At 18.1% G+C, this 18,757-nt stretch carries 14 protein-coding genes and 2 tRNA genes; 9 read left to right on the top strand and 7 right to left on the bottom strand.

Going from position 1 to position 18,757, the window contains the following annotated elements:
• Positions 1 to 224 precede the first annotated feature (224 nt).
• Complete coding sequence (gene fliF, locus AACK90_RS01625) at positions 225 to 1,826, bottom strand: flagellar basal-body MS-ring/collar protein FliF (protein ID WP_339043042.1); 1,602 nt, start codon at positions 1,824 to 1,826, stop codon at positions 225 to 227.
• A 168-nt stretch (positions 1,827 to 1,994) separates the two neighbouring features.
• Here fliF and AACK90_RS01620 point away from each other — a divergent pair, with 168 nt between their 5' ends.
• Positions 1,995 to 2,294, top strand: a complete 300-nt coding sequence (locus AACK90_RS01620) for a flagellar hook-basal body complex protein FliE (protein WP_339043038.1) — start codon at positions 1,995 to 1,997, stop codon at positions 2,292 to 2,294.
• Between the two features lie 173 nt (positions 2,295 to 2,467).
• Here AACK90_RS01620 and gltX read toward each other — a convergent pair whose 3' ends face one another.
• Positions 2,468 to 3,880 carry a glutamate--tRNA ligase gene (gene gltX, locus AACK90_RS01615; protein WP_339043036.1) on the bottom strand — a complete coding sequence of 471 codons (1,413 nt, stop codon included), beginning with the start codon at positions 3,878 to 3,880 and terminating at the stop codon, positions 2,468 to 2,470.
• 164 nt (positions 3,881 to 4,044) lie between these two features.
• On the opposite strand from gltX, the gene AACK90_RS01610 reads away from it, so the two are divergent.
• Both AACK90_RS01610 and AACK90_RS01605 read left to right on the top strand, forming a co-directional pair.
• Positions 4,045 to 4,117: transfer RNA gene (locus tag AACK90_RS01610), tRNA-Val, on the top strand.
• A gap of 14 nt (positions 4,118 to 4,131) precedes the next feature.
• Positions 4,132 to 4,204, top strand: a tRNA-Lys gene (locus tag AACK90_RS01605).
• Between the two features lie 7 nt (positions 4,205 to 4,211).
• On the opposite strand, the gene ligA is transcribed toward AACK90_RS01605, so the two are convergent.
• The gene (gene ligA / locus AACK90_RS01600) at positions 4,212 to 6,227 is read right to left on the bottom strand and encodes an NAD-dependent DNA ligase LigA (RefSeq protein ID WP_339043034.1); all 2,016 of its coding nucleotides are present in this window, start codon (positions 6,225 to 6,227) and stop codon (positions 4,212 to 4,214) included.
• A 316-nt stretch (positions 6,228 to 6,543) separates the two neighbouring features.
• Between ligA and AACK90_RS01595 the strand changes: the two genes are divergently transcribed.
• The 3 genes from AACK90_RS01595 to crr all read left to right on the top strand — a co-directional run bounded on the left by AACK90_RS01595 (position 6,544) and on the right by crr (position 9,152).
• The gene (locus AACK90_RS01595; protein ID WP_339043032.1) at positions 6,544 to 6,801 is read left to right on the top strand and encodes an HPr family phosphocarrier protein; all 258 of its coding nucleotides are present in this window, start codon (positions 6,544 to 6,546) and stop codon (positions 6,799 to 6,801) included.
• 98 nt (positions 6,802 to 6,899) lie between these two features.
• Entirely contained in the window at positions 6,900 to 8,627 is a 1,728-nt protein-coding gene (gene ptsI / locus AACK90_RS01590) for a phosphoenolpyruvate-protein phosphotransferase PtsI (protein WP_339043030.1), read from the top strand.
• 18 nt (positions 8,628 to 8,645) lie between these two features.
• Positions 8,646 to 9,152, top strand: coding sequence for a PTS glucose transporter subunit IIA (gene crr / locus AACK90_RS01585; protein WP_339043028.1), 507 nt, complete (start codon positions 8,646 to 8,648; stop codon positions 9,150 to 9,152).
• 96 nt (positions 9,153 to 9,248) lie between these two features.
• On the opposite strand, the gene AACK90_RS01580 is transcribed toward crr, so the two are convergent.
• Together AACK90_RS01580 and tsaD are read right to left on the bottom strand one after the other, a co-directional pair.
• Positions 9,249 to 10,484, bottom strand: coding sequence for a tRNA CCA-pyrophosphorylase (locus AACK90_RS01580; RefSeq protein WP_339043026.1), 1,236 nt, complete (start codon positions 10,482 to 10,484; stop codon positions 9,249 to 9,251).
• A gap of 893 nt (positions 10,485 to 11,377) precedes the next feature.
• Positions 11,378 to 12,388 (bottom strand): tRNA (adenosine(37)-N6)-threonylcarbamoyltransferase complex transferase subunit TsaD, encoded by a 1,011-nt coding sequence (gene tsaD, locus AACK90_RS01575; protein WP_339043024.1) that lies wholly within the window; start codon positions 12,386 to 12,388, stop codon positions 11,378 to 11,380.
• Between the two features lie 105 nt (positions 12,389 to 12,493).
• On the opposite strand from tsaD, the gene rpsU reads away from it, so the two are divergent.
• From rpsU to rpoD, 3 genes are all read left to right on the top strand, one after another.
• Positions 12,494 to 12,709: a 30S ribosomal protein S21 gene (gene rpsU / locus AACK90_RS01570; protein ID WP_339043022.1), complete on the top strand. Its 216-nt coding sequence runs from the start codon at positions 12,494 to 12,496 to the stop codon at positions 12,707 to 12,709.
• Positions 12,710 to 12,809: 100 nt separating this feature from the next.
• Positions 12,810 to 14,558, top strand: coding sequence for a DNA primase (gene dnaG, locus AACK90_RS01565; protein ID WP_339043020.1), 1,749 nt, complete (start codon positions 12,810 to 12,812; stop codon positions 14,556 to 14,558).
• Between the two features lie 125 nt (positions 14,559 to 14,683).
• A complete protein-coding gene (gene rpoD, locus AACK90_RS01560) occupies positions 14,684 to 16,519 on the top strand; it encodes an RNA polymerase sigma factor RpoD (protein WP_339043018.1) in 1,836 nt (611 codons plus the stop codon).
• Between the two features lie 120 nt (positions 16,520 to 16,639).
• On the opposite strand, the gene secB is transcribed toward rpoD, so the two are convergent.
• Together secB and argH are read right to left on the bottom strand one after the other, a co-directional pair.
• Positions 16,640 to 17,092, bottom strand: a complete 453-nt coding sequence (secB, locus tag AACK90_RS01555) for a protein-export chaperone SecB (protein WP_339043016.1) — start codon at positions 17,090 to 17,092, stop codon at positions 16,640 to 16,642.
• Between the two features lie 238 nt (positions 17,093 to 17,330).
• Positions 17,331 to 18,728: an argininosuccinate lyase gene (argH, locus tag AACK90_RS01550; RefSeq protein ID WP_339043014.1), complete on the bottom strand. Its 1,398-nt coding sequence runs from the start codon at positions 18,726 to 18,728 to the stop codon at positions 17,331 to 17,333.
• Positions 18,729 to 18,757 lie beyond the last annotated feature (29 nt).

Raw genomic sequence — 18,757 nt, 5'->3', positions numbered from 1 at the left:
ATATAAAAAATTTCATTTAAAAAAAAATGTTTAAATGAAATTTTTTAAATTTTTAATACTACTACAAAAATTTAAAATATAAAAAAAATATTTTAATTATATTAAAATTTTAAGAAAAAAGAAAAAAATAAAAATTTTAATGAAAAAAAATTTTTAAATCAATAAAATTTTTGTTTTTATTTTAAAAAATTTTTATAAAATATACTTATTTTTTAAAAAATTTATTACTCTTCTTTAATTTTATTTTTTTTATCAATTAAATTATTTTTATTTTTTAAATTTTTATCTAATAAAACATTTTTATCTTGATTATCTTCATAACATTTTTTAAAATTAATTAAAAAATTTAAATTATTATCTTGAAATTTTTTAGTTATTTTTTTAAATGAATAAAAAGAAGTTATAAAAAAAGATAAAAAGAAAAATAATAAAAACCAAGGAACTAAACCTATAATTCTATTTATAGATTCTTTTTTTTGAATAGGAGTATATTTTACAATAGGAGGTTCTAAATTTGTAAATTTATAATTAAATATATCAATTGAATCTCCTCTAAATATTGAAAAATTTACAACTTTTCTTACTAATTTTTTTAAATTTAAAATTTCATTATTATTTAATGGAATATAATCTCCATTAGATTTTTTTTTATAATTTAAAACTATTGTAATAGATATAATTGGAAGCTTATTAAAATTTATTATTTTTTTAAAATTTTTATAATTTTCTTTATTGAGATTTTCTTTATTAATTAATGGTTTAATAATATTTTTTGAAGGAATAAAATCTTTATCAACATTATTTGATAAATTAGATAAAAAATTATAATTATGTAATTCATATCCTGTATTTTTTATAAAATTATAATCGTCCATAAAATAAAAATTATTTTTTTTATCACTATAAAAATTTTTATTTAAATTAACGTATTTATTAAAAGAATCAGAATTAAAATTTACAAGTTCTTTTTTTATTTCTTTTTGATCATAATCTTTTGATTTATATTTTTTATTTAAATTAATTTTAGCTGTTACTTCAACTACAACATTTTCTTTTCCAAATATAGGAAAAAGAACATTTTCTATTTTATTTTTATATCTCTTTTCAATAGAATTAATATAATTAATAGAATTAAAATTATTTTTATTTTTTAAAGATTTATCAGATCCTCGCAATAAGTCTCCAAATTGATTTACAATAGTAATATTTTTTTTAGGTAAATTATAAATACTAGTAGATAAAAGATTAATTATAGAACTATAAATTTTATTATTAAAATTACTTCTTTTATTAATATTTAAAAAAACAGAAGCAGAAGAAAAATTTTTTTCATTTAAAATATATGAAATTTTTGGAATAGATAAATGAACACGAGCATTTTTTACAAAAATTAATCTCTCTATAGTTCGAGATAATTCTCCTTCTAAAGCTCTCTGATAATTTATTTGTTCATTAAATGAACTAATTCCAAATTTTTCTTCATCTAATAACTCAAATCCAGGAAGTAAATTCTTTGAATTTAAACCTATAACATTTTCTTCGTTATCATTAACTTTTTTTTCTTTAGAAATAAATGATGATTTTAAAATTTTAGAATTATTATTTATATCATTCATATTCACAAATTTTTTAACATTAACATTATTATCATTAAAAAATAAATTTTTATAAAAAAAATTATAATTAGGATAATAAAACCAAATAAAAAAAGAAATAAAAGTAATTAAAAAACAAAGAAAAAATATAAGTAATAACTTTTTATTTCTTCTAAAATAAAAAAAAATATAATTAAATATATTTTTATTGTTTTTTTTTTTTAAACCCATAATTTTTTAATCACCTAAAGTGAATTTATAAAATATCTTCTTTAAAATATTATATAAAATATTTATGAATGTAAAATTTAAAATTTTTTTTTAATAATATAAAATTATGATATTATATAATAATTTGAAAATATAAAAACAAATTATTTTTTTTTAAAAGGAAAAAATATGCTTATTAACAAACTTAATTACTTGTCTCATATACAAAAAATTCATAAAAAAATAAATTTTCAAAAAAAAAAAAATATTCTTGATAAAACATTTTCAATACATTTAAAAAATTCATTAAAAAAACTTCAAAACAAGAAAATAAATAACGAATCTAAATTAAATTTAGAAAATTCAAAAAATTTTTTTAATAAACTTTTAATTAATCTTTCAAATTCAAAAAGTTCATTAGAAATCACTATTCAAATAAGAAATCAAATAATTTCAACCTATCATGAAATAATGAATATACAAATATAAAAAATAATTAATAAGTTTTTATAATATATCAAAATATATTATACTAGTAATATATTAAATATTATTTAATCTTTAAAAAATAAAAAATTTTATAATAAATTAAAAATTTTTTATTTTTTTTTTTTTTTTTTTTTAATATATCTCTAAATTATTTATAAAAAATACTTTAAAAATTAAACAAAAACTTTTTTAATATGTTTTAAAAATTTTTTTAAAAATAATAAAGTTTTTTTCTTACCAAAAAAAAATAATATCTTATCAATTCCTATAGAATGAATATTTCCGATTAAAGCAATACGAATAGGAATTATTAAATTTTTTAATAAAATATTATTTAATACAGAAAAATTTTTTATAGAATTAAGAATTTTAAATTCATTCCAAACTGATAAATCTAAAAATATTTGATATATTTTTTCAATAATTTCTACACTATTTTTATTTAAATGTAATCTTATATATTCATCATTGTACTCATATACATTATTTTTATAAAAAATTGAAATTGAATTAAATAACTCAAGAACAGTAGAACAACGTTTAGAGAAAGCTTTAATAATTATATTTAATTTTGGTCCATTTTCAAAATTTAATTTATTTTTTTTAAAAAAAGATATTAAAATTTTTTTTATTTTTTTTATACTACTAGAAGACATATAATGTTTATTTACCCAAAGAAGTTTCATTTCATCAAAAATACTAGAAGACTTATTAATTGACTTTAAATTAAATAATTCAATCATTTCATTAATACTAAAAATCTCTTGATTTTTATGAGACCATCCTAATCTTACTATATAATTTAAAATAGCTTCTGGAAAATATCCTAAATTTTTATATTCTAAAACTTTAGATGAATTATCTCTTTTTGATAAAATTTTATGTTTATTATTTAAAATTAAAGACAAATGAGAATAAGATGGTAATTTCGCACCTAAAGAATTCAAAATATTAATTTGACGCGGAGTATTATTAATGTGATCTTCACCTCTTATAACATGCGTAATTTTAGATTCCATATCATCAATTACAACACAAAAATTATATGTCGGCATTCCATTTTCTCGTTGAATTATTAAATCATCTAATTCAGAATTCTTAAACGTAATTTTTCCTCTAATAGAATCACAAAAAGATACTTTTCCAAATAAAGGATTTTTAAATCTAATTACATATTTATTTAAACTTTTAAAATTATCTTTTAAATTCCTGCAAAATCCATTATATCTTGGTTTTTCTTTATTTAAAATTTGATTTTTTTTAATAAAATTTAATTTTTTATATCCACAATAACATTTATATGCTAATTTATTTTTTAACATAAATGTAATAATTTCTTGATAATGTTTAATTTTTTCACTTTGAAAATAAGGACCTTCATCCCAATCTAAATTTAACCATTTTAATGTATTAATAATTTTTTTTGAATAAATATCTTTAGATCTAATTAAATCAGTATCTTCAATTCTTAAAATAAAAGATCCATTATTTTTTTTTGCATACAACCAAGAATACAAAGCTGTTCTAATATTTCCAAAATGCAATTCTCCAGTAGGACTAGGAGCAAAACGAGTTTTTATAAACATAATATCCCTTATTTATAAAATTTATTGTATTTTTTAATAAAAATATTATATAATAAAATAAAAATTTTTAAAATTAGAAATAAAAAATAAAAAAATAATAAAATCAAATAAAAATTTTTATTTTAAAAAAATATAAAAAATTTATAAAAATATAATAAAAAAATGGGTGATTAGCTCAGTTGGTAGAGCGCCTCTCTTACACGGAGGATGTCGGCGGTTCGAACCCGTCATTACCCAAATTTTAAAATTTAGGGTCGTTAGCTCAGTCGGTAGAGCAGTTGACTTTTAATCAATTGGTCGCAGGTTCAAATCCTGCACGACCCAAAAAAAATTAATTTTTTATTTCATACAATTTTTCTAACAATTCTTCTTCATCTATAATTTCTATATTTAATTTTATTGATTGTATTAATTTTTTTCCAGGTTTCTTACCTTTCACAACTAAATTAATTTTTTTTGAACAATTATTTTTAATTTGACCTCCAAAATTTTCTAATTTTTTTGTAATTTCTAATCTAGAAAAATTTTTTAATTCACCAGTAATTAAAATGTTTTTATTATAAAAAAAATTATTTATTTTTTTTATTTTTTTTTTATAAATATTTATTTTAAATTTGTTTAATAAGTTATCTATTATTTTTTTATTTTGTTCCTTAGAAAAAAATAAAAATAAATTTTTTGATATTTCTTTTCCAATTCCAAAAACCTTTAAAAAATCTTGCTCTTTAGAATTTATTAAATTATGTAAAGATTTAAAATAATTTGATAAATTTATCGAATTAATTTTTCCAACTCCTTTAATTCCACATGAAAAAATAAATTTATCTAAACTAATTTTTTTAAATTTTTTTAAAGAAGATAAAATGTTTTTTAAAGTAATATTTCCAACATTTTTTAAATCATTTAAAATATCTTTATTTAAATTAAAATAATCTATTGGATTATAAAAATTTTTTTTTTCAACAAGCTGATTAATAATTTGAGGACCTAAATCTTTAATCTGAAAAGATGATTTAGAAAAAAAATGAATTAAACGCTTTTTTATCTGTTCTAAACAAAATAAATAATTCTTACAATAATAATTTTTTTTATCATTTGAAATTTTTAAATAAGTTAAACAAGAAGGACATTTTTTTGGAAATTTTACTTTTTTTGAAAAAATATTTTCAGAAGAAATTTTTTTTTTAATAATTTTAGGAATTACATCTCCCATACGAGATACAAATATTGTATCTCCAATATATAAATTTAATTTTTTTAACTCATTATTATTATATAAAGAAGCTCTTCTAATTATTGCTCCAGATATTTTTATAGAATTAAAATGAGCAACAGGAGTAATAATTCCAGTACGTCCAACTTGAAAAGAAACATTTAATAATTTAGTTTTTTTTTCTTCACTTGGAAATTTATATGCAATAGCCCATTTTGGAAAATTTGATAAATTACCAATTTTTTTTCTCAAATTTAAAGAATCTATTTTAATTACAATCCCATCAATGTCAAATTCTAATTTAGATCTAAAATTTTTTATTTTATTATAAAAATCAATAATTTCATTTAATGAAGAACATAAAACAAAATTTTTATTAATATAAAAACCAAAATTTTTTATTTCCATTAATATTTTATAATAACTATCTATATTTTTAAAATAATCAAATAATTCAAAACCATGACAAACAAAAAATAACTTTCTAGTTCTAAATTCGTTTAAATTAGTATGACGTAAAGTTCCAGATACTAAATTTCTTGCATTAGAAAATTTATTACAAGTTTTAGATTTTTTTTTATTTAAAGATAAAAAATCTTTTTTTAACATTAAAACTTCTCCTCTTATTTCCATAATTTGAGGAATATTTTTACTATTCAAAACTAAAGGAATAGATTTAATAAAAAAAACATTTTTAGTAACATCTTCTCCTAATTCTCCATCCCCACGAGTTAAAGCTTTTTTTAAAATACCATTCTCATATATTAAATTTAAAGCAATTCCATCAAATTTTAATTCACAAAAAAAATTTATATAAGATTCTTCTTGTCTATAATTTATTATTTTATTATAAAATTTTGTAAAAGAATTTTTATCAAAAACATTATTTAATGAAAGAACAGGAGTTAAATGATTTTTTAATAAAGGTTTATTAAAAAAACTAGAACCTATTAATTGAGTAGGAGAATTAAAATCTCTATTCTTAAAATATTTATTTTCTAAAATTTTTAATTTATTAAATAAATAGTCATATCTAAAATCTGTAATAATAGGTTTTTCTAAAAAAAAATATAAATAATTATGATAAATTATAATATTTTGTAACTTTTTTATTTTTTTTTTAATAATATTCATTATTTACAATTAAATTATTTTAATAAAATGTATTATATAATATTTTTTTATTTAAATATAACTCTTACAAAAATTTTTAAAAAATACCAAAAAATCCCATTAAAACAACAAAAAATAAATAACTAAAAATATTTTAAAAAAAGAAAAATTTTTATTTAATTTTTTTTGTAAGAGTATAAATATTAATGTTAATATAAAAATTATTTATTTTGTAATAAAAAAATAAGAATTTTTATAAAAATTTATCAAAATAAAAAAAATTAATCAAACATTTTATATAAAAACATAAAAATTTTTATTAAGGATAAAATTTAAAATGCTTCAAAAAAAAATACATATAAATTCACCTAATGGATTACATACTAGACCTGCTGCAAAACTAGTACAAGAAGCAAAAAAGTATATTTCAAAAATTACAATTATTTCAAATGGAAAAAAAGCAAATGCAAAAAGTTTATTTAAATTGCAAACATTAGGATTAAGTAAAGGCAGTAAAATAATCTTATCTGTTGAAGGTTCAGATGAAAAAATAGCAATTAATAAACTATCTATTTTTATTAAAAAACTTATATAAAAATAAAAAAATATAAATAATTTTAAAATAATCAGTAAAATTTTTGTAAAAAATATTTTATATTAACAACTATCATTATTATATTCAAAGGTAATGTCATGATTTCAGGAATTTCAGCATCACCAGGCATTGTTTTTGGAAACGCCCTTCTTTTTAAAGAAAAAAAAATTAAAATTAATAAAAAAAAAATATCTAAGAAAAATATATTAAAAGAAATAAAAAAATTTCTAAAAGCTAGAAAAAAATCAGTACAACAAATTAACGAAATAAAAATACAAGCAGAAAAAAAATTTGGAAAAAAAAAAGCATCTATTTTTGAAGGACACATACTTTTATTAGAAGATGAAGAACTTGAAAAAGAAATTATCACTTTAATTCAAAAAAAACTTATTTGCGCTGAATATGCAATAGAAAAAATAATACAAGAACAAATTACAACATTAGAAAAAATAAAAGACGAATATTTAAAAAATAGATCTATAGATATAAGAGATATAGGAAATCGATTGTTAAAAAATATATTAAATATAAAAGTTATAGACTTAAATAATATAAAAAAAAAAATTATATTAATAACAAATGATTTAACTCCATCTCAAACAGCTCAAATGAATTTAAAAAATATTATTGGATTTGCAACAAATCTAGGAGGAAAAACTTCTCACACATCAATTATGGCAAGATCTTTAGAAATACCAGCTATTGTAGGTATAGGAGATATAACAAAAAGAGTTAAAAATGGAGATTTTTTAATTTTAGATAGCATAAATAATAAAATTATTATCAATCCAAATAAATATTTGATAAAAAAACTAAAAATAAAAAAAAAAATATATCTTAAACAACAAAAAAAATTAGAATCATTAAAAAATCTGTCAGCAACAACAATTGACGGAAAAAAAATTAAAATTGGATCAAATATAGGAAATTATAATGATGTAATAAACTCAAAAAAATATGGATCAGAATCAATTGGATTATATAGAACAGAATTTTTATTTATGGGAAGAGATAACTTTCCTACTGAAGAAGAACAATTTCAAGCATATAAATCAGTAGCAAAAAAAATGAAAGGAAAAAGCATTATTATTAGAACCATGGATATTGGAGGAGATAAAAATTTATCTTACATGAAATTTCCAAAAGAAGATAATCCATTTCTTGGGTGGAGAGCTATTAGAGTTTCTATAGATAATATAAATGTTTTACGTGATCAATTAATTGCTATTTTTAGAGCATCAGAATTTGGAAAATTTAAAATTATGTTTCCAATGATAATTTCAATGGAAGAAATCATATATTTAAAAAAAGAAATTAAAAAAATAAAAATTGAACTAAAAAAAAGAAAAATTAATTTTGATAAAAATATTAAATTAGGAGTTATGATAGAAACCCCTTCTTCAGCAATCATCTCTAAACACTTAGCAAAAGAAGTAGATTTTTTTAGTATAGGAACAAATGATCTTACACAATATACATTAGCTGTAGATCGAGGAAACGAAAATATTTCAAAATTATATCAAACAATGAGTCCATCTATACTATATTTAATAAAAAAAGTTATTAACTCATCACATAAACAAAAAAAATGGACTGGAATATGTGGAGAATTAGCAAGTAATAAAAAATATACTTCCTTATTAATTGGTTTAGGTGTAGATGAATTAAGTATGAGTTCAATTTCTATTCCAATAATTAAAAATATTATAAGAAAAATAAATTTTATTAAAGCAAAAAAATTAGCTAAAAATGTATTAAAACAATCTACAATAAAAAAAGTAAAAAAATTAATTAAAAATTTTAATAAAAAAGAAGGTTTATTATAAATAAAATAGGAGAATATAATGAGCTTTATTTCAAATCTTTTTTTTAAAAAAGATGCTCATTTAAATAAAAAAATAGAAATTATAGCACCTTTATCAGGTCAAATAATTCCAATTGAAAAAGTTCCAGATATAGTTTTTTCTAAAAAAATAGTAGGAGATGGAATAGCAATTGAACCAACTGGAAAAAAAATTGTTTCTCCTATCGATGGAATAATAGGAAAAATTTTTAAAACTCTTCATGCATTTTCAATTGAATCTCCAGAAGGAATTCAAATTTTTGTACATTTTGGAATTGATACAGTACAACTAAACGGAAAAGGCTTTAAATCTTATGCAAAAGATGGACAAAAAGTAAAAAAAGGAGATCTAATTCTAAAAGTTAATTTAAAATTATTAAAAAAAATATCAAAATCAATTATTACTCCTGTTGTTATATCTAATATCGACGAAATTAAAATTATAACAAAAAAAACTGGTTTAATCACTGCTGGAAAAAGTGTTATTATGTATGTTAATAAAAATTAAAAAATATCATTTAAACGGCGTTCAAACGCCGTTTAAAAAAAATATTTTTTTAAATTTTAAAAAAATATAAATTTAATATATAGAAAATAAAAAACACTATTTAATTAAAAAAACTTTTAATCTATAAATGTCTAACAATAAAACACGTAATCTAATCAATTCTTTTTTAATTAAATATCCTTTAAAACCATTTTTTATAATCCATTTTATAGAAATAGAATTTAATAAAAGAAAAATTATTTTTAAAAAATTTTTTATATTATATCTATAACAATTGTATTTGCATTTATAAAAAAATATACAATATTCACTTAATATCCCTATTTTAATTATTCTAGAAGGAATTCTCCAAATATCTATTTTATTAAATAACAAAACAATATCAAGAGAAGACATTAAAAAAATATTATGTAAAAAAAAATAATTATTTGACACTATATAAGATAATTTCCTAATAAAAATAGGAATATTTAATCTAATACACATATTTTTAACTAAATGTAAAATATCCTTACTTTCTTTAAATTTTTCTTTAAAATTAAAAAAATAACAATAATAAATAAAAAATTGACATAAAAATGCAAATCTTATATCAAATTCTTTATAATTTTTTGAAAAATTAGATAAAGAAAATAAAAAATGATCTCCTAAATTATTGTTTTTAAAATAAAAATGTTTTTCTTTTATATTATATAAAAAATTTAATTCTGGAAATAAAATAGACAAAGCATTACATTGTTTTAAAATACAAAAATATACATGAGGAGAATAAGAAATTAAAGCTTTTTTCGTTTCATTCCATACACGATGACTAGTTAAAGAAGATATTTCTCCAGTTTTTACAACTTCTTGCATTAATTTCATAGTACTTTTATCAACTCGAAATCCTAAATGAGATAATTGAGAAGCAAATCTTGCAACTCTTAAAACTCTTAATGGATCTTCTTTAAATGATTGAGAAACATGTCTTAATAATCTTAATTTAATATCTTGTAAACCATTACATGGATCTATAAAATTTCCATGTTTATCCTGAGCAATAGCATTTATAGTTAAATCTCTTCTAAACAAATCATCATGTAAAGTAATATTTTTTGAAAAATTTGTACTAAATCCTTTATGACCAAATGCAAGTTTTTTTTCAGTTCTAGCTAAAGCATATTCTTCAAAAGTTTTTGGATGTAAAAAAACTGGAAAATCTTTTCCAACTTGTTTAAACCCTTTTTTAATTAAATCTTTTGGAGTAGATCCTACAACTACCCAATCACGATCTTGTACTGGTAATTTTAATAAACTATTTCTAATAGCTCCTCCAACTAAATAAATTTTCATTTACTACCTTACTTAAAATTTTAATAATTATAAAATAAAAATTTAAAAAATTTAGTAAAAAAATAAGAAAAAAAAAACTAAAAAACATAAAAAATATTATAGATATAATAATATAAGAATATAAAATATACTAAAATTTTATAATAAATATTTACAATTTTTATATATTTTATTGAAAATTAGAGAATATATTAAATAAATAAAAAATTATTCGAATTTAATAATTCTAACCAAAAATTAAAAGAACTATTTCATAATTTAAATTAAGAAAAAAAATAATTATTTAAGTAACAAAAAATAGAAAATAAAGAAAACTTATTTTTTTCTACAGAAATTATAAAAAATTCCACAAATTTCCTTAATATTAGATATACTATCGGTATAATATATTTATGTATTAAAAAATAAAAAAAGTTAAATCTGCAAATGATGATAAAAAATAATACAAGTAAATATAAAAATAATTTTATAATAAACATTAAAAAAAATATTAGGAATTACTACAGAGGTTTTCGTATACAATTGAATAAAAATTATTACCACTACAATTTCAAATAATTTCTTTCCTAAAAATTTAAATAAATATAGAAATATGTTTCCATTAAATATATAATACAAAAAAAAAAAAAAAAAATAAAATATAAAAAATGTAATAAAAAATCTTCTATTAGAAATAGTTAAATTTACTAAATATAAAAAAATATAGTGTAATAAGAAAATTCATAAATAAAAATAATTCTATGTCAAATATAAAATATTATATAAAATTTTCAAAAAAAAAAAAAAAAAAAAAGAAAAATAAAAAAAATAATATAACTATTATTTCTATAAAAAATATTTTAAAATATATAATATTTAAAAAAAAACTATCTTAATAAATTATTTAAAAAAAATTATTTATAAATACTTAATTTTGGATATACATTAATATTAAAATCAGATTTAAATTTATTTAATTTAAATTTTAACATTCCTGTATATGCTATCATAGCTCCATTATCTGTACAAAATTCTGGTTTCGAAAAATAAACTTTTCCATTATATTTTAATAACATTTTTTTTAACTTTTTTCTTAATAAAATATTTGAACTAACTCCTCCAGCAACTACTAATCTATTTAAAGATTTTTTTTGAATAGCTTTTTTACATTTATAAACTAAAACATCTATTACTGCATGTTCAAAAGCATTTGAAATATCAGCTTTATTTTGAAAACTTAAATAAGAAAACTTATTTATAAAATTTATAACTGATGTTTTTAATCCAGAAAAACTAAAATTTAAATTATTTTGATAAATCATAGGTCTTGGAAAAAAATATTTATTAAAAATTCCAAATTTTGAAAGTTTTGAAATTTCTGGACCTCCTGGATATTTTAATTTTAATTTTCGTGAAATTTTATCAAATGCTTCTCCAGCACTATCATCTAGAGTTTCTCCTAATAAAATATATTTTCCAATTTTTTTTGAATAAATTAATTGTGTATGTTTTCCAGAAACCAAAAGAGTTAAAAAAGGAAATATTGGACATTTTTTTTTTTCCATCATAGTTGATAATAAATGAGCTTCCATATGATTTACAGGAATAGCTGGTATATTTAAAGAATATGCTAAAGAAATTCCAAAAGTTGCTCCAACTAGCAATGAACCAACTAATCCAGGACCTTCAGTATAAGCTATTGCAGTAATATCTTTTAAAAAAAAATTTTTATTTTTTAAAATTTTGTTAATTATTTTAAATAAATTTAACAAATGTTCTCTTGATGCTATTTCTGGAACAATTCCACCATATTTATTATGTATATGTGATTGACTTATTTTTTCGTTAAATATTAAACCATAAGTACTATCATATAAAGCAATTCCAGTATCATCGCATGACGTTTCAATACCTAAAATTTTCATATTGTATCCTTTAATATAAATTATTTTTGAATTAAACTGATTTAAACTTATAAATTTGATAAACTATCTTATAACATTAAATAAACTAAATAAAAAAAGAAAATAATGCCAATAATTAAAATACGTGAAAACGAACCATTTGATGTAGCTCTAAGAAGATTTAAAAGATCTTGTGAAAAAGCTGGAATTTTATCAGAAATAAGAAGAAGAGAATGTTATGAAAAACCAACAACTGAAAGAAAAAGAGCTAAAGCTTCTGCTGTAAAAAGATTAACAAAAAAACTATGTCGAGAAAATTTAAAAAGAACTAGAATGTACTAAATGTGTTAAAAAAAAAAGAAAAAAAAATATAAGACCGTTCATTTTTTTTTATACGAACGGCAAAATTTTAAATATAATAAACCTATTTTAAATAAGGCATATGATCGGAAAAATTCCAAAAGTATTTATTAATGAAATAATTTCTAAAACAAACATTATAGATATTATTAATTCAAAAATATCTCTAAAAAAAAAAGGAAAAAATTATCAATCTAAATGTCCTTTTCACGAAGAAAAAACTCCTTCATTTATAGTAAGTTATGAAAAACAATTTTATCATTGTTTCGGATGTAACACTCATGGAAACGTTATTGATTTTTTAATGCATTATGATGGATTAAATTTTATAGAATGTATAGAAGAATTATCAATTTTAAATAACATATCTATTCCATATAAAAAAAATGATATAAACTTTCAAAAAACATATAAAAAAAGAAAAAATTTATATAATATAATGGAAAATATTGCATTTATATATTATAAAAATTTTTTTAAAAAACAATCAAATAAAGCATTAAAATATATAAAAAAAAGAGGAATTAAATCAAATATATTAAATTTATTTTTAATAGGTTATTCTAATAAAGTATCTATGAAAAAAATATTAGATACACAATTAAAAAAATTTAATAAAAAAGATTTAATTAACGCAGGAATTATAAAAATTAATTATTCAGGAAAAATATATAATAGATTTAATAAAAGAATAATATTTCCAATTAGAGATAAAAATGGAAGAATAAATGGATTTGGAGGTAGAATATTAACTAAAAAAAAATTACCAAAATATATTAATTCACCTGAAACAAAAATATTTCATAAAAAAAAACAAATTTATGGAATATATGAAATAAAAAAAAAAAGAAATAAAAGAAAATATTTACTAGTTGTAGAAGGATATTTTGATGTTATTTCATTAAATCAATTTAATATAAAAAATTCTGTTTCTATTCTAGGAACGGCTTGTACCCAAGAACAAATAAAAATTCTATTTAATCTAACTGATATAATTATATTTTGTTATGATGGAGATAAAGCAGGGAAAAAAGCATCTTGGAACACATTAATAAAATCCTTACCATATTTATATGGAAAAAGATTAATAAAATTTATATTTCTTCCAAAAAATGAAGATCCAGACTCAATTCTAAAAAAAGAAGGAAAAAATAAATTTAAAAAAAGAATTAAAAAATCAATTTTTATGTCAGAATATTTATTTTCAAAATTACTAAAAAAAAATGATATTAATACAATAGAAGGAAAAAAAAATTTTATTTATCAAGCAAATTCTTTTATAAAAATTATTCCAAGTACAACATATAGATTTTTACTATATGAATTGTTAGGAAAAAAAATTGGAATTTTTGATAAATCTTCTTTAAAAAAATTTTTTTTAAAAAATAAAAAAATTAAATTTAAAAAAAAAAAAAAAAAATATACTTTAATGAAAGTATTAATTAGTCTTATTATTCAAAAACCTAAACTACATAAATTAGTAAAAGAAAAATTTTTTTTAAAAAAAAATAAATACAGTATAAAAATATTTCTAAATATTATTAAAAAATGTAAAAAAAACAAAAATATTAATACAGGAATTTTATTAGAACAATATAGAGAAAAAAAAATATACAATATTTTAAAATATTTAGCTAAATGGAAAAATCTGATTTCGAAAAAAAAAATTAAAAAAACTTTTATAGAAATATTAAACTATTTAAAAAAAAAATTTATAAAAAAGAAAATTGGAAAAATTCTTTCAAAAGAAAAAATAAAAAAACTAAACAAAAAAGATAAAAAAAAAATATGGTTAATGAATAAAAAACTAATAAATTTATCAAAAAAATAAAGAATTTTTTTTAAAAAAATAAAAACGATAAAAAATATATCATATATAAAAATTATTTACATTAAAAATGTAATTTAAAAATTATTTTTATCCTTAATTTAAATAAATAAAATGGATATTATCGTATGGATCAAAAACCAAAATCACAACTCAAATCTCTTATTACTTATGGGAAAGAACAAGGATTTTTAACTTTCTCTGAAATAAATGATCATTTACCAGAAAGTATGGTTGATTCTGAACAAATTCAACATATAATTCACATGATCAAAGATATGGGAATTCAAGTAGTTGAAAATGCTCCAGATTCAGATGATTTAATTTTAAATAATTCAAGAGAAAATAATGATACTGATGAAGATACTGTCGAAGCAGTTAAACAAGTTTTATCAAATGTTGATACAGAGCTAGTTAGAACAACAGATCCAATAAGAATGTATATGAGAGAAATGGGAACTGTTCAATTATTAACAAGAGAAGGAGAAATAAAAATAGCAAAAAGAATAGAAAAAGGAATTAAACAAATACAATCTTCCATTTCAAAATATCCACAATCTATTACATATATTTTAAAACAATATGAATTTATTGAATCTGGAAAAATAAAAATTTCAGAAGTAATTACAGGATTTTTAGATAAAAATATTAAAAAAAATTGTAATAATTTTATTAAAAATAATAATTCTAATGTAAAAAGTACAATTTTAAAAAGTTCTAATAAAAAAAATAATAAAAATTCTGAAGAAGAAAAAATAGATAAAAAACTAGCAAAAAAAAAATTTTCTGAATTAAAAAATCAATATATTATTACTAACAAAATTATTCAAAAAAAAAAAAGAAATCATATAGACTCAATACAAGAAATTAAAAAATTATCTATACTTTTTAAACAATTTAAATTAACTCCTAAACAATTTAATTATTTATTAAAAAATTTACGTTTAATTATAAAAAAAATTAGATTACAAGAAAAAATTCTTATAAATTTGTGTGTAAAAAAATGTAAAATGCCAAGAAAAATATTTATTAAAATATTTTTAGGAAACGAAGCAAATATTATATGGTTTAAAAAAGCTCAAAAAATGAAGAAAAAATGGGCAAAAAAAATAAACAAATTTAAAAAAAATATTAAATATAGAATTAAAAAACTACATAGAATAGAAAGTAAAATGAATATTTCTATTAGCCAAATAAAAAAAATTAATAAAAAAATTATTATTGGAGAAAAAAAAGCTAAATTTGCAAAAAAAGAAATGGTTGAAGCAAATTTAAGATTAGTTATTTCTATTGCAAAAAAATATACTAATCGAGGATTACAATTTTTAGATTTAATTCAAGAAGGAAATATTGGATTAATGAAAGCAGTAGATAAATTTGAATACCGTAGAGGTTATAAATTTTCAACTTATGCAACATGGTGGATTAGACAAGCTATTACAAGATCAATAGCTGATCAAGCAAGAACAATTAGAATTCCTGTGCATATGATTGAAACAATTAATAAACTAAATAGAATATCAAGACAAATTCTACAAGAAATAGGAAGAGAACCAACACCCGAAGAACTTTCAGAAAAAATGCTAATTTCTGAAGAAAAAATTAGAAAAGTTTTAAAAATTGCAAAAGAACCAATATCTATGGAAACTCCAATAGGAGATGATGAAGATTCACATTTAGGAGACTTTATTGAAGATACTACTCTTGAACTACCTTTAGAATCAGCAACATCTAAAAGTTTAAAAAATGCAACTAATAACATTCTTTCTGGATTAACTCCAAGAGAAGCAAAAGTTTTACGTATGAGATTCGGAATTGATATGAATACTGATCATACGTTAGAAGAAGTTGGAAAACAATTTGATGTTACTAGAGAAAGAATTCGTCAAATAGAAGCAAAAGCATTAAGAAAACTAAGACATCCTAGTAGATCTGAAATTTTAAAAAGTTTTTTAGATGATTAAAAAAAAAAAAAATTTTTATATAAAAAATCGTTAACAATAATTTAATAATGATTATTGTTAACAACAAATTTTAAAATTACATTAGAATATAATAAAAATATATTTAAAAATTTCAATAAATTATATTTTTTTATTTTCTTTTAAAAAAATTGAGTCAAAATTAACAGGTTCTAAATTTAATTGAGGAAATCCACCACGTGATGTTAAATTTGAAACACATTCTCTAATATAAGGAAATAAAATATTTGGACAATATACATTTAAACAATAAAGAAGTTTTTTTTTAGAAAATCCTTTAACATAAAAAATTCCAGACTGATGTACTTCACATAAAAAAACTAATTTAAAATCAATATATACTTTAACAATAACTCTTAAAGTTATATCAAATAAAAAATCTTCTAATTTATTAAATACATTATTTAAATCACAAGAAATTTTTGGATTCCAATTTTCTTTAAAAATATTTGGAGAATTAGGAGATTCAAATGAAAGATCTTTAATATAAATTTTTTGAATTTTAAAAACTTCTTTTTTTTTAATTTCTTTCTCTTTATCATTTTTATCTAACATATTTAATCTCTTATTATTTTTATTTTATTTAATTTTATTTTTTTTAAAAAATATATTTATTTTTTTAAAATTTTAAATATTTTTTTATATAAATTATTTAAAATTAATAAATTTTTTAAAATAATATTTAAAATTTTTTAAAATAAATACGCAATTTTTAAAAAAAAATAAATATAAATATTTTATATAAAATTTTAAAATAAAATATTTTTAAAAAAAAATATTTTAATATAAATTACTAAACTTTATTTTTAAACTGTAATTTTAAAAGATATTTCTTAGCATCTTTAATTTCAGAAAAAACTTGAATTGGAGAAGTTCCACCTTTAGATTCTTTTTTTTTTAAACAATTTTTTAATTTTATACTTTTATAAACATTATTTTCAATTATTGAACAAAATTTTTGTAAACATTTTAATTTTATATCTGAAAGAGATTTTTTTTTTTTTATTGCATATAAAACTATTTTCCCTGTAATCTCATGAGAATCCCTAAAACTAACTCCTTTCCTTACTAAATAATCAGCTAAATCAGTAGAATTAGAGTAGCCAGATTCTGCAGATTTTATACATTTTTTTTTATTTAATTTTAAATTAGATAAAACAATTGAAGACATTTTTAGACAATTCTTCCATATATTTAAAGAATTAAACAATCCTTCTTTATCTTCCTGCATATCCTTATTATATGACAAAGGCAACCCTTTAAATATAACTAAAATATTTATTAAATCTCCATATACACGACCAGTTTTTCCTCTTATTAATTCTAAAGCATCTGGATTTTTTTTTTGAGGCATTAATGATGATCCTGAAGTTATCGTATCTGATAATTCAATAAAATTACATTCTCCTGAATTAAAAAAAATTAAATCTTCAGAAAATCTAGATAAATGCATCATTCCTATTGAAGCTATAGATAATAATTCTATAACATAATCCCTATCAGAAACACTATCTAAACTATTATTACTTGCTTTAGAAAATTTCATAAATCTTGCTAATTTTTCTCGATTAATTTTCCACCCAGTACCAGATAAAGCACCAGAACCTAATGGACTAATATTAATTCTTTTAAAAACATCATTTAATCTCTCAAAATCTCTTTTTATCATTTCAAAATATGCTAAACACCAATGAGAAAAAAGTATAGGTTGAGCTCTTTGTAAATGAGTATAACCAGGCATTATATGAGAAAAATATTTTTCTGATAAATGAATTAAAGATTTTTTAAAAATTATTAAACTTTTTTGAATCTTTTTAATTTGTATTTTACACCATAATCTTAAATCTGTTGCAACTTGATCATTTCTACTTCTACCAGTATGAATTTTTTTTCCTACTTTACCTAACATATAAATTAATTTTTTTTCTACCCAAGAATGTATATCTTCTGAATTACTAAATAATATTTTTTTAGGATTATCTTTTATCTCTTCTAAAATTAAAGTTAAAGAAGTTTCCAATTTTTTTTGTTCTTCTATTGTAATTATTTTGCTATCTAAAAGTATTTTAGACCAAGCTATAGAACCTTTTATATCTTCTTTTATTAAAATAAAATCAATTTTTAAAGAACTATTAAATTTTTTAAAAAAAGAATCTTGTTCTTTTGTAAACCTTCCACCCCAAAGAGCCATATTTTATTTTCCTGAAAATTTTTTTTTAA

Source organism: Buchnera aphidicola (Periphyllus acericola) (assembly GCF_964019855.1).
Lineage (GTDB): Bacteria > Pseudomonadota > Gammaproteobacteria > Enterobacterales > Enterobacteriaceae > Buchnera_J > Buchnera_J aphidicola_BC.
This window is presented reverse-complemented; position numbering and strand designations above follow the sequence as displayed.